The sequence below is a fragment of the Odoribacter sp. N15.MGS-14 genome, assembly GCF_000980245.1.
Classification (GTDB): Bacteria; Bacteroidota; Bacteroidia; order Bacteroidales; family Marinifilaceae; genus Odoribacter; species Odoribacter splanchnicus.
The window spans coordinates 19,447-33,378 of record NZ_LARE01000002.1; the positions used below are offsets into that span (position 1 = coordinate 19,447).

Annotated in this window: 10 protein-coding genes; 8 read left to right on the forward strand and 2 right to left on the reverse strand. The window is 45.5% G+C overall.

All coding sequences use genetic code 11. The annotated features are described in order from the left end of the window. Positions 1 to 7 precede the first annotated feature (7 nt). Both WS34_RS00655 and WS34_RS00660 read left to right on the forward strand, forming a co-directional pair. Positions 8 to 1,381, forward strand: coding sequence for an FAD-dependent oxidoreductase (locus WS34_RS00655; RefSeq protein ID WP_046402467.1), 1,374 nt, complete (start codon positions 8 to 10; stop codon positions 1,379 to 1,381). 71 nt (positions 1,382 to 1,452) lie between these two features. Next, the gene (locus WS34_RS00660) at positions 1,453 to 2,040 is read left to right on the forward strand and encodes an acyl carrier protein phosphodiesterase (protein WP_013611564.1); all 588 of its coding nucleotides are present in this window, start codon (positions 1,453 to 1,455) and stop codon (positions 2,038 to 2,040) included. Positions 2,041 to 2,049: 9 nt separating this feature from the next. Here WS34_RS00660 and WS34_RS15305 read toward each other — a convergent pair whose 3' ends face one another. Further along, entirely contained in the window at positions 2,050 to 2,196 is a 147-nt protein-coding gene (locus tag WS34_RS15305; protein WP_113028686.1) for a hypothetical protein, read from the reverse strand. Positions 2,197 to 2,543: 347 nt separating this feature from the next. Next, positions 2,544 to 3,941: a glutamate decarboxylase gene (gene gad, locus WS34_RS00665; protein WP_013611565.1), complete on the reverse strand. Its 1,398-nt coding sequence runs from the start codon at positions 3,939 to 3,941 to the stop codon at positions 2,544 to 2,546. 297 nt (positions 3,942 to 4,238) lie between these two features. On the opposite strand from gad, the gene WS34_RS00670 reads away from it, so the two are divergent. From WS34_RS00670 to WS34_RS00695, 6 genes are all read left to right on the forward strand, one after another. After that, on the forward strand, positions 4,239 to 5,885 hold the full coding sequence (locus tag WS34_RS00670) for an AMP-binding protein (RefSeq protein ID WP_046402470.1): 1,647 nt from the start codon (positions 4,239 to 4,241) through the stop codon (positions 5,883 to 5,885). 87 nt (positions 5,886 to 5,972) lie between these two features. Continuing rightward, positions 5,973 to 7,619: an AMP-binding protein gene (locus WS34_RS00675; RefSeq protein ID WP_046402540.1), complete on the forward strand. Its 1,647-nt coding sequence runs from the start codon at positions 5,973 to 5,975 to the stop codon at positions 7,617 to 7,619. Between the two features lie 54 nt (positions 7,620 to 7,673). Further along, positions 7,674 to 10,304, forward strand: a complete 2,631-nt coding sequence (locus WS34_RS00680; protein ID WP_286693572.1) for an FtsK/SpoIIIE family DNA translocase — start codon at positions 7,674 to 7,676, stop codon at positions 10,302 to 10,304. 40 nt (positions 10,305 to 10,344) lie between these two features. Then, positions 10,345 to 11,262, forward strand: a complete 918-nt coding sequence (locus WS34_RS00685; RefSeq protein ID WP_013611569.1) for a CPBP family intramembrane glutamic endopeptidase — start codon at positions 10,345 to 10,347, stop codon at positions 11,260 to 11,262. Positions 11,263 to 11,387: 125 nt separating this feature from the next. Then, entirely contained in the window at positions 11,388 to 12,581 is a 1,194-nt protein-coding gene (locus WS34_RS00690) for a C1 family peptidase (protein WP_013611570.1), read from the forward strand. Positions 12,582 to 12,714: 133 nt separating this feature from the next. After that, positions 12,715 to 13,908: an FprA family A-type flavoprotein gene (locus WS34_RS00695; protein ID WP_046402472.1), complete on the forward strand. Its 1,194-nt coding sequence runs from the start codon at positions 12,715 to 12,717 to the stop codon at positions 13,906 to 13,908. Positions 13,909 to 13,932: the final 24 nt, after the last annotated feature.

Below are 13,932 nucleotides of genomic sequence, written 5' to 3' on the forward strand. Positions count from 1 at the left end.
CCATTTTATGGAACATTTTGACGCAATCATTATCGGATTTGGAAAAGGGGGTAAACTACTGGCTGCTGATTTAGCTAACCGGGGACAGCAAGTAGCCATAATCGAACGTTCGGCTGCGATGTACGGAGGCTCCTGCATCAATATCGCCTGTATTCCGACCAAAGCATTGATCCATCAGGCCCAAATGATAAAGGAACTGAATCTGGCTTCTTTTGAAGAAAAGGCAGCAGCTTATCGGAAAGCTATCATAAAGAAAAACGAAATTATCGCCGCTTTACGAAAATTAAATTTCGACCGGCTCAACGACCATCCGAATATAACGGTATATACAGGAGTCGCCTCATTCCGCTCATCCCGTAAAATAGAGGTGACCACCGAAACAGACCGTCTGGAGATCGAGGGGAAACGGATCTTTATCGATACCGGAGCTCTTCCGGTGATCCCGCCGATATCAGGTATCCGGGAAAGCCGACGGGTATATACCAGTACCTCACTCCTGGAACTGGACCTGCTACCGGAAACCCTGGTCATCATCGGAGGAGGATACATCGGGTTGGAATTCGCTTCTATGTTTGCGGCTTTCGGAAGTAAGGTAATCGTATTGGAAAACACAACGGAATTTTTATCCCGCGAAGACAGAACCATTGCCGAAGCTGTACGGAAAGTAATGGAAAACCAAGGAATAGAATTTCATTTCAGTATAGAAATGCAATCGATCCAGGATACCGACGAAGAGACCGTAGTGACCTATCGGGATACGACCGATAAACCCCAACACAGCCTCTTTGCCAACGCTGTTCTGGTAGCGACAGGCCGTCAGCCCAACACCGAAAGCCTCGATCCGGGAGTGGCCGGAATACATTTAAACGAACATGGAGCGATCATCGTAAACGAATATCTGCAAACAACCGCATCGGATATCTGGGCGTTGGGAGATGTCAGCGGAGGGAAACAATTCACCTATATTTCCCAGGACGATTACAGGATTATCCGGGATCAACTGTTCGGTAAAGGCAGCCGGACCATTGTCGACCGGGAACCTGTCGTATATACGGTATTTATCGATCCACCTCTATCCCGCATCGGTTTGACAGAACAAGAAGCTATCGCCAAAGGATACGAAGTGATGACCAAAACCATTCCGGTCGAGGCCATCCCCCGAGCGCGGGTATCAGGTAATACCAACGGGGTATTGAAATCTGTCGTAAATGCCAAAAACGGAAAAATTCTGGGATGTACCCTGTTTTGTATCGATTCGGGCGAAGTGATCAACAATGTGGCCCTGGCCATGAAAGCCGGACTAGACTATTCGTCGCTCCGGGATCAGATCTATACGCATCCTTCTATGAGTGAGGCCTTGAACGATCTTTTCAGCTTTTAACCCGCAAAGGGGCTTTGGTAGTATCGTTTATAATGTGCAAATTTGTCCTTTACAAATAAGCTGAACGAATTATGAACTATCTCGCCCACATTTTCCTTTCGGGTAATGACCGTTGTATTCAGATCGGTAATTTTATCGGGGATGGGGTCAAAGGGGACGGGTATAAACAATATCCCCGGAAATTCCAGCAAGGAATTTTGTTACACCGCGAAATCGATGCTTTCTCGGACCGGCATCCGTTGGTCCGGGAAGCCGTAGGGATAGGCCGGGAAACTTTCGGGCGTTATTCGGCTGTAGTGAACGACATCTTGTTCGATTATTTCCTGGCCAGCCGGTTTCAGGACTATGCCGGTCTTCCCCTCAAACGGTTCAGCCGGAGGTTTTATACCGCCTTAGCCTGGAACTACCGCCACCTGCCGGAACGTTTTCAGGGGTTCATATGGCATTTCATCCTGACTGACCGATTGTGCCGTTATGCCTCCCTAACGGGAATCCAGCAATCCCTGGAAATCATGACCCGCTACCGGGGATTGCAGATCGATCCTGCCCAAACGCCGCTATTTATGCAGGAGCACGGAGAACGATTACAAAAAATATTCCGGGAGTTTTTCCCGGAATTACACGAAAGATGCAAACAATCGATTTATCTAAAGTCGTAATCCCCCAAATTAATTACCTGCAAACTTTGCCGGATACAAATACCAATCTTTATCCTCTTTTCCTCGGTAAGCAGCCCGACTCTTACATTTCGGATAAACGGTATCGATATGAATTCTTTCGGCCTGATAATTGAATTTCATCATATCCTTATTCATTCCCGCATCCAGATGGAAAGCAAACGGAGCTTTTTATGGTACTTTTTATTAGGCTTATCCCCAATTTACCTTCTAAGTAAAACCAATATCAACTGGTTTGAATATCTGAATCTTTCTTGTGTGACAGAATAAATAAAAACCGCTAATCTGTCTGCAAAGTTTTTCAGATAGATTAGCGGTTTACAAATTGGGTTAGCGAATTCTTTCAGAATTTTGACCGGCGAATCTGCGGCTCTGATCCATTCGTACCGATCATTCTAATTTTGTCGATTCCTTTTACGCCTATCCATTCTTGAAAGGAACACCGGTCCCATTGGGGACCAGCTCCTTCTTTTCTCTAAAAGAGATTATCTGGAGTGATTAAATCCTCTGGGCTTTTGTGGTTCTCTCTTATTCCACAAAATAGCGCTATTAGTCGGTTCCTGCAATTGATTCAACTGGGCAATATTGGTTTTAATATCTTTCACCAATAGATCGGCCAGGTCTTTACCGGTTCCCTGCCGTACAACGACACGCATGATCACGACATCTTCCATATTCTTCGGCATGGTATAAGCCGGTACCTGCCATCCCTGGGCATGCAAAGCATCCGAAAGGTCATATAACGTCCATTTCCGGGAAGAATCATTTTTCAGTTTCCAGATAAACAACGGATTAGGCATATCGTCACTGAAAAATTCAAAGATCCCCATCTCTTTTAACTGTTGTTTCAGATAGAGACATACATCGATACAATTCTGCTGGATCTGCCGGTAACCTTCCATACCTAAACGCAGGAACTGGTAGTATTGTGCCAATACCTGATTGCCCGGACGGGAGAAGTTAATAGAAATACTCGGAATGTTGGCACCCAGATAGTTCACGGCAAAGTTCATCTCTTCGGGCAGATATTGTTTATCTTTCCAAACCACCCAACCGACACCCGGATATACCAATCCGAACTTATGGCCGGAAACACTGATAGATAACACCCATTTCAAACGGAAATCCCAAACGGTATCCGGATCGATAAACGGATGGATAAAACCACCGGTAGCAGCATCCACATGAATACATATTTCCCATCCTTTTTCTGCGTTCAGTTTATCCAGGGCATCGTTGATCTCTTTTACATTATCATTCAATCCGGTGATCGTAACCCCCTGAATCGGAACGACACAAATGGTATTTTCATCACACATACCGACCACATCCTGCGGATCCATGGTAATTTTTTCCATCGTCACGGGAACCATTCTCATTTCAACGTCCCAATAGATGGCAAATTTTTCCCAAACGACCTGCATACAGGTGGAAATGATAAAATTAGGTTTATTGGTAGGCAAACCTTTGGCACGACGACGTTTTTGCCAGCGTTTCAGGGCAGCAATACCTCCCAGCATACAAGCTTCGGATGAACCGACGGTACTGGTACCGGTGCAATAGGGAGGTTCGGGTGAATGCCACAATTTAGCGATAATGTTCACACAACGTCTTTCTATCTCGGCAGTTTGCGGATACTCGGTTTTATCGATCATGTTTTTGTCCATATTTTCGGTCATCACCCGGCGGGCATAGTCGTCCATCCAAGTGGTAACGAAAGTGGCCAGATTCAATCGGGCATTTCCATCCATCATCGCTTCATCGTGTACCAACTGATAAGCCACCTCTCCCGGCATAGAGGTTTTAGGCATTTCAAACTTAGGAGCTACACGGGCTTCTTCAGGTGTTCCGAAAATTGGAGTGTTTGGATTTTCTGTTTTCATAATAATAAAGTTAAATTATTGTAACGTAATAATAATGAGCTTTTTGCATTCACTCGTCAATAACTACGCCCACCGTCGTTTTTTAGTTTCGACTTCTCACAATATTTAACTTTATACTTTTTACTTTCTACCTTTTACCTCTTTTTTGTAACCTTCTTTTCCCTATTCAGTATACATACACAGAGAACGCACCTCGAGCCCCCTCAACGGTGGAATTATGGACGAAATTAAACACGACCGTGCTGAAGCACATTCCACCCGGACCTGAGATGCGTTTTCTCATCAATCTATAACAAGATGGAAGAGAATTTTTTATACTATATAGAACATAGTATCCGAATCCATTGGGAAGAACCGGCCTTAACCGACTACCAGGGCCAAACCCATACCTTCGGAGATGTAGCCCACCATATTGCCCGTTTGCACCTGTTATTCGAAGAAAGCGGAATCCGCCGGGGAGATAAAATCGCTCTTTGCAGCCGGAATCAGACCAACTGGGGAATCGCTTTTCTGGCAATCCTTTCGTATGGAGCAGTAGCAGTACCTATTTTACACGAATTCAAAGCCGACAATATCCGCCATATCGTCAACCATTCGGAAGCCCGGATTCTATTTGCCGGTATTCCCATCTGGGAAGAACTGCAAAAAGAAGAAATGCCGAAACCGGAAACCGTCATCAAGATGGAGGACTATTCTCTTTTCTATAATACCAATCCGGCACTGGCAAAAGCTCACGGACATTGGGAAGAGTTATTCAGGCAAAAATACCCCGCCGCCCTGCGTCCGGAAGATATCCATTACGAGCCGGATCAACCTGACCAGCTGGCCATGATCAATTATACTTCCGGTACAACCAGCGCTTCGAAAGGAGTGATGTTGTCTTACCGCAGTATGTGGTCGAACCTGAAGTATGCCCTGGACAAAATGGGCTACAATCCGGGCGAACGGCTGGTCTCCATACTGACCATGGCTCATATGTACGGTCTGGCCTTCGAACTGATCTATCCCTTTGCCAGTGGTACACACGTTTATTTTATCTCCAAAACTCCGGCCCCGAAAATCATTAACGAAATATTTTCGGCTGTCCGTCCCAACCTGATCGTTGCCGTACCCTTGATTATCGAGAAAATCATCAAACACCGGGTACTGCCACAACTGGAAAAATTTCATATCAAGCTATTCCTGAAAATCCCCTATCTGAACCGCAGATTAAGGCTGTCGATCCGGGATAAAATCGTCAATGCTTTCGGGGGACGTTTCAAACTGATCGCTATCGGAGGCGCAGCATTAAATTTCGAAGTAGAGAAATTCCTTTCTTCCGTACAATTTCCTTACACCGTCGGTTACGGTATGACCGAATGCGGTCCGGCCATTTCTTATGACGACTGGCACACCTTCAAAGCCGGTTCATGCGGTAAAGCTGTCGACCGGATGGAAATTGCCATCAACTCCTCCGACCCCGAAAATATCGTCGGAGAAATATTAGTGCGGGGAGCGAATGTCATGGACGGCTATTATAAAAACCACGAAGCCACTTCGTCCGCTATCGACGAAGACGGCTGGTTGCATACCGGCGACCTGGGAATTATCGACAGTGAGGGTTATCTCTTTATCAAAGGCAGAAGTAAGAACATGATCCTGGGTCCCAGCGGACAAAATATTTATCCCGAAGAAATCGAGGACCGGCTGAATGCCCTACCCTATGTTTCCGAATCGCTGGTCATTGAAAAGGACGGTAAATTAATCGCCCTCGTCTATCCGGATTATGAAGTAGTGAAAAAAGAAAAGATCAGCCCTGAGCAGCTTAAAACTAAAATGGACGAAAACCGTAAACTCCTCAACCATATGCTGCCGATGTACAGCCAGGTTGCCCGTTTAAAAATCCAGGAAACCGAATTCGAGAAAACGCCAAAACGAAGTATAAAACGTTATCTGTATCAATAAAATAGAAAAATACGGACTCATTTTTTTCTTCCAACGTTTCCGGTTTAATACCTAAAATTCTATCTTTGTTCAAATAAACCCATGATTATGGAAGAAAATTTTATAAAATATATTGAACAGAGCATTAAAGATCATTGGGATCTGCCTGCCTTGACCGACTTTAAGGGAGCTACCAGTTCTTACAAAGATGTAGCCCGTAAAATCGAGAAATTACACCTTCTTTTCGAACATTGCGGAATCCGTAAAGGGGATAAGATCGCTCTTTGCAGCCGGAATACCAGCAGTTGGGGTATCGCTTTTCTGGCCACACTTTCTTACGGAGCTGTAGCTGTACCCATACTCAACGAGTTTAAACCCGATAATGTCCATCACATCGTGAACCATTCGGAAGCCCGTTTGCTCTTTGCCGGAGATGTGGTCTGGGAAAATCTCGACGAATCGGCTATGCCCGACCTCGACGGCGTACTCCGGATCGAAGATTACTCGCTCCGCACCTCGAATAGTAAGCAACTGACCGAAGCCAGAGCCAGATTAAACGAACTGTTCGGAAAAAAATTCCCCGATCGTTTCCGTGCCGAAGATGTTCATTACGAATACGATACGCCCGACCAGCTGGCCGTGATCAATTATACCTCGGGCACCACCAGTTCTTCCAAAGGAGTGATGCTGCCTTACCGTAGCTTGTGGACCAACCTGCAATTTGCCATCGATACCTACGGGATCAATCCGGGTGAACAAATCGTATGTATGCTCCCGATGGCTCATATGTACGGCCTGGCTTTTGAATTTATTTACCAATTTGTCAACGGGACCCACATCCATTTTTTATCCCGTACCCCGTCACCGAAAATCATAGCAGATGCTTTCGCCACGGTAAAGCCCGATCTGATCATTACGGTTCCCCTGGTTATTGAAAAGATCATCAAGAAGAAAGTTTTCCCGACCATCGAGAAACCGCATATGAAATTACTGATGAACATACCGATCATCAACGATAAAATCAGGGAAAGCATCCGGCAAAAGGTCATCGACGCCTTCGGAGGAAAATTCAAAGAATTAATCATCGGAGGAGCAGCCCTGAACAAGGAAGTAGAGCTCTTTCTCCGCTCGATTCGTTTTCCTTACACGGTGGGATACGGCATGACCGAATGTGGTCCTCTGCTCACTTACGACAACTGGAAAACTTTCCGTCAGAGCTCCTGTGGCAAGGCAGTGCCTCGTGTCGAACTTCGGATCGACTCCGGCGATCCCCAACATATCGTAGGGGAAATCCTGGCTAAAGGGATTTGTGTGATGACCGGTTACTACAAAAATCCGGAAGCTACGGCTGCCGCCATCGACCGGGACGGCTGGCTACATACCGGAGATATGGGAATCATCGACCAAGACGGCTACCTGTTTATCAAAGGACGATGTAAAAACATGATCCTCAGCTCAAACGGTCAGAACATTTATCCTGAAGAAATCGAGGATAAACTCAACAACATGCCCTATATCAGCGAATCCATCGTTATCGAAAAAGAAGGAAAACTCGTAGCCCTGATCTACCCCGATTTCGATCTGGTAAACGAAGAAAAAATTACCGATGAGAAACTGGACGAACTGATGACCGCCAACCTGAAAGAAATCAACCAACAGCTCCCGGCTTACAGCCAGCTGAATACTTACAAGCTCTATAACGAAGAGTTCGAGAAAACCCCGAAACGGAGTATTAAACGATTTTTGTATCAGTAAAAGCAAGATAAATTTTCAATTTTTCGTACCTTCGTAGGCTGAAAAATTGTAAAGATGAAAAAAATAAAACATAAACCTGTTTCCTCCAAAACGGAGAAAAAACAGGTTTCTTTGCTACCGGAATTTTTAAAAGAACAACGGACACGTATCCTTCTGGGAATTGCGTTGGCTTTGGTATCGTTGTATATTCTCTTCGCCCTGATCGGTTTCTTCTTTTCGGGAGGTATCGATCAAAGTCTGGTCGATGGTCCCTGGGGGAAAATCATTACCAATCCGGAAATCGAAGTCAGTAATCCTGCCGGAAAGATCGGAGCCTGGATTTCGGACCTATTGATCAACCGGTGGTTCGGTATATCTTCTTTCATTCTTTGCTATCTTTTATTATTATGCAGTTTCCGTCTGGGGAGTATCAAAGTAAAAAACTTCAGCCGCAGGTTATTCATCGGTATGTGTATTATTCTTTGGATCTCTTTATTCCTGGGTTTTCTCTCGGAGAGTATTTCCAATCTTTTCGAAGTCGGCACAGGCTACCTATTCCCGGGGGGAGGCCATGGACATTTTGTCAGCGTCTGGTTGAACTCATTGGTAGGACGTATCGGGACTATGCTGATTCTGATCCTCACTTTTATCGCCATTCTGTTTTTCGGATTCGAACGGACTTTCTATAAATGTGTCGATTATATCAAAGAACAAATCCGCCGTCACCAGGAAAAGGCACTGGCCGCACTAGCCGAACGGGAAGCCCGTGCTGCAGCTGCCCGTGAAGAAGCACAACGGCAAGCCGACGCACAACAAGATCCCGAAGACGAAGATACAACAAGCGATTCCGACAAGGAGAACGCAGACGAAGAACAAGAGGATTTTCCCCACGACAACGACGGTACGTTCCAACCGGAGGATACCGATTTTTCCAATCAACCGGAGCGTTTGTTAGCACCGAAAGAAACAACGGATCAAAATCCGGAAGCAATCACCTTGCAACAAGGTTTCGACCGCATGTCCGCTTCTATCAACAATTTCGAATTCAGCCAGGAACTATCGGATTTATCGGATGACCGAGCAAAATCGTCTACCGATGATGAAGAAGAAGGAGATACCGACTTACCGGCCGGAAACGATCAGGACATCACCTTGACCATCAGCAATAAGGATCAGGAAGAAACCGTCGATAAGAACCAGCCGACCGAAGATTACGATCCGACCCTCGACCTGTCCAATTACCAATATCCCGGTTTAGAACTCCTCGAAGAGCATTCCTCCGGTAATCCGAAAGTCACCCAGGAAGAGTTGGATGCCAACAAAAACAGGATTGTAGAAACGTTGCGTAATTACAAAATCGAAATCACCAAGATCAAAGCAACCATCGGTCCGACCGTCACCTTGTATGAGATCGTACCGGCTCCGGGTGTCAAGATTTCCAAAATCAAAAACCTTGAGGACGACATAGCGCTTAGCCTTTCTGCTTTGGGCATCCGGATCATCGCCCCCATTCCCGGAGCAGGAACGATCGGTATCGAAGTGCCGAACCAAAATCCGGAGGTAGTCTCCATGCGCGGAATCATCGCTTCCAAGAAATTCCAGGAATCCAAATACGCTTTGCCGGTAGCTTTGGGCAGAACCATCTCTAACGAGACGTATACTTTCGATCTGACAAAGATGCCCCACCTTTTGGTTGCCGGAGCTACCGGACAAGGTAAATCGGTCGGATTGAATGCGATCATCACTTCACTGCTTTACAAGAAACACCCGTCCCAACTGAAGTTTGTGATGGTCGATCCTAAAAAAGTAGAGCTCAGTATCTATTCTATCATAGAAAAACATTTCCTGGCCAAATTGCCGGATGAAGAAGAAGCGATCATCACCGAGACCGCTAAAGTAGTCAATACGCTCAACTCCCTGTGTATTGAAATGGACAGCCGTTACGACCTGCTCAAAATGGCACAGGTAAGAAACATTAAAGAATATAATGAAAAATTCATCAAAAGACAACTGAACCCCAATAATGGACACAAATACCTTCCCTATATCGTGGTGGTTGTGGATGAATTCGCCGACCTGATCATGACTGCCGGTAAGGAAGTAGAAACCCCGATCGCCCGGATCGCCCAGCTGGCACGTGCTGTAGGTATTCACATGATCATCGCTACCCAGCGGCCTTCTACGAATATCATCACCGGGGTGATCAAAGCCAACTTCCCGGCCCGAATCGCTTTTAAGGTAGCTTCCATGATCGACTCCCGGACAATCCTGGATTCACCGGGTGCCAACCAGCTGATCGGACGTGGTGATATGCTGATATCGGTAGGTAGTGAGATGACACGGGTGCAATGTGCTTTTGTGGATACTCCCGAAGTAGATGCGATCACCCACCATATTGCCAGCCAACAGTCATATCCGAGTGCTTTTGCCCTACCGGAATATGTACCTGAAAACGAAGGGAACGGCCTCAACGACATCGACCCGGGATCACGCGATCCGTTGTTCGAAGAAGCAGCCCGGCTCGTAGTCAGCACCCAACAGGGTTCCACCTCTTCCATCCAGCGGCGGTTTTCTATCGGCTACAACCGGGCCGGCCGTATCATGGACCAACTCGAGGCAGCCGGCATCGTCGGTCCCTTCGAAGGAAGCAAAGCCCGGCAAGTGTTGATATCCGACGAATATTCACTCGAGCAAATGCTAAAATGAGGCATTTGCTCTTCAACTTTTAATTTTTAATTTTTTACCGATGTTCCTAGAAAAAGTTTACTCCGGCCGAAATCAATGGTATTTCTACATTTTTTCGTTACTGATTATTTTCACTGCAACACAAATCGGCAGTCTTCCCTTGGTGGGATATATGATTATGGAAGACCCTTCCATCTTGCAAGGAGGGGATATATCGGCAGCCACAAGTACGAATACAGGGTTGGCTTTAACCTTACTCAGTTTTGCCGTAGGTTTCTTCACCATCTTATTTTGTGTTAAATATATCCATCATAAAAAAACGGCAGATATCGTAACCGGCCGGCAACGGATAGATTGGGGCAGGATTTTTTTCGGTGCTGCTGTCTGGGGTATTTTATCCCTGATCACCCTGGCCCTCCCTTTCCTTTTCGGGGATACCTCCCATCTGGTATTTCAATTCGAACCGGTTCATTTCCTGATTCTGGTCGTTATCTCGCTACTCCTTTTTCCTTTTCAGACCTCTTTTGAGGAGTTGCTTTTCCGGGGGTACCTCATGCAGTGGTCGGCCCTGCTCTTCAAATACCGCTGGGTAGCTGTCGTTATCACGGGTGTCCTGTTCGGCATCCTGCACGGTGCCAACCCCGAAGTCGAAGAATTCGGCATGTGGGTGGCCCTTCCCCAATACATCCTGATGGGATTGATCCTGGGCTTTGTAGCGGTGAAAGACGACGGAATGGAATTATCCCTGGGATTGCATATGGCCAATAATATTATAGCAGCCATCACCATAACCTCCGATTCTTCTACCCTGCAAACCCACGCCCTTTTCAAAGACCTGCATCCGACAGCTTCGCATTTCGACACGCTGACGATGCTTGTCGCCGGTGTGATCTTCATCTGGATTTGTAACCGGAAATATCACTTTTGGGGAAAGATCTGTTTATGGAAAAAGATCCAAAAGGAAAGCAACGAAATGTAAAGTGTTATTTTTTTCTTAAAACTTCGGCATTTCCGTGCTGAGACTTATTTTTAAATTTTCAATTGATTACCTTTGGCAGCATCGCAAACGTTAGATTTTTTTTATATCAATAACTATTTACAAACATGAGAAAATTTACCTGTTTCACCTTGGGCTTACTGTTAGCTTGTGCAGTGACTGTGAATGCCCAGGAACAAAAGAATGATCAGGAAGGTTACAAATTTACGGATATCAAACGCCTTCCGACAACAAGTGTTAAATCGCAGGATCGTGCCGGAACCTGTTGGTCCTGGTCGACTATTTCTTTTTTGGAATCTGAAATCATGCGTATGGGCAAAGATTCGCTCAGCCTGTCTCCGATGTATGTCGTATGGAACACCTATCATGCCAAAGGAGATAAATATGTACGGATGAACGGCCATGTAAACTTCGGACAGGGAGGTGCTTCTGCCGATGTGACCTGGGCAATCCGGAACTACGGTATTGTTCCGTTGTCTTTATACAGCGGCCTGAACTACGGCGAAGAGGTACATGTACACGGCGAATTGGATGCTATCCTGAAAGGTTATCTGGACGCTGTTGTCAGCAATCCTAACAAAAAATTAAGCACTGCGTGGTTAAGAGGTTATGACGGTATACTGAATGCTTATCTGGGCGAAAAACCGGAAAAATTCACCTGGCAAGGAAAAGAATATACTCCGATGACTTTCGCAACAGATGCCTGTGGGCTGAATATGGACGATTATGTCAGCCTGACTTCTTTCACCCACCATCCGTTCTATACTCAATTCGCTCTGGAAGTAGAAGATAACTGGATCGGCGAAATGTCATACAATCTTCCGTTGGATGAATTGATGGATGTACTCGACAAAGCGATCGACAAAGGCTACACTTTCTCCTGGGGATCAGACGTTTCTGAAATCGGTTTCACACGCGACGGCCTGGCTGTTGTTCCGGACGTGAACATCAAAGAAATGAGCGACGCAGAAATCGCGAAATGGGTGAAAATGCCGAAAACACAACAACAAGCCGAATTGCTAAAGAAACCGGGTAAAGAAAAAGAAATTACCCAGGAACTGCGTCAGCAAGAATTCGACAATAAACTGACTACCGACGACCATGGCATGCATGTAATAGGTAAAGCTGTCGATCAAATCGGAAATAAATATTTCATCGTGAAAAACTCTTGGGGTGACTATGGTAAATACAAGGGATACCTGTATGCTTCTTATCCTTTTGTAGCTTACAAGACTACTTCAGTGATGATTCACAAAGATGCTCTTCCCAAAGACCTGAAAAAGAAATTGGGTATAAAATAGACATTTGTGACGTAAAAGATTTGAAAGGCCAAGGAAGTTATGATAACTTCTTCGGCCTTTTCTATTTAACGCCTTTGAGGTTTTCGACCTTTTAACTAACTTTGCAAAAAATATAAGATTAAATCAACGACATATGAATAATGCTATCAAAATCAAAGACAACATCTACTGGATCGGCGTAAATGACAGAAGAACTCATATTTTCGAAAACTACTGGCCTCTCCCTAAAGGAGTAGCCTACAATTCGTATGTGATTGTAGACGAAAAAGTAGTCGTCATAGATACCGTCGAACGCAGCCGGATGGATGATTATCTGGATAGTCTGCAAGCTGTGCTCCAAGGCCGGAAGGTTGATTATTTGATCATCAATCATATGGAACCGGACCATACGGGAGCAATCAAAAACCTGCTCTGCCATTATCCCGACCTGACGGTAGTGGGCAACTGTAAAACTTTCCCCATGCTCCAAAATTATTACGGAGTAGATTCCAACTTGCTCGAAGTAAAGGAAGGCGATTCACTGAACATCGGTAAACGTACCCTGAATTTTTATATGGTTCCGATGTTGCACTGGCCCGAAACCATGGTTACCTATCTACCGGGCGAGAATATCGTATTCAGCGGGGATGTGTTCGGAGCTTTCGGAACCCTGGACGGTGGTATTTTCGATGACCAGGTCGATCTGGATTACCTGGAAGAGGAAATCAGCCGTTATTATTCGAATATCGTCGGGAAATACGGTATGCCGGCACAAACAGCCCTAAAAAAATTGAATACACTCACTTTCAACACGATATGTGCCACCCATGGTCCGATCTGGCGCTCACATGTGTGTGATATCATCGCTAAATATGAAAAATGGAGTAAATATGAAACCGAAGAAGGAGTGGTGATCGCTTTCAGCAGTATGTACGGTCACACGGAGCAGATGGCGGACACGATCGGACGTTTCCTCGCCGAACAAGGCGTTAAAAAGATACGGATCCACGACACTTCGAAGACACATCCTTCTTATATCATCAACGATATTTTCCGCTACAAAGGAGTGATCCTCGGCAGTTGTGCTTATAACGGCGGTATCTTCCCAACTATGGAAACCCTGTTGTGCGAACTGGAAAATATGGGCATTAAAAATCACCTTCTGGCCTATTTCGGTAATAAAACCTGGGGAGGCGGAGCCATCCCCCGACTGAAAGCTTTTGCAGAAAAAATGAAGTGGGAAGTGGTAGCAGAACCCAATGAAGCACTCGGAGCTATAAAATCTTCCGACATCGAGCAATGTAAAGCTATCGCCCAAGCTATGGCAGAAAAAATTAAAAAGAGTTGATAAGTTAAAAGAGTTACTAAGTTA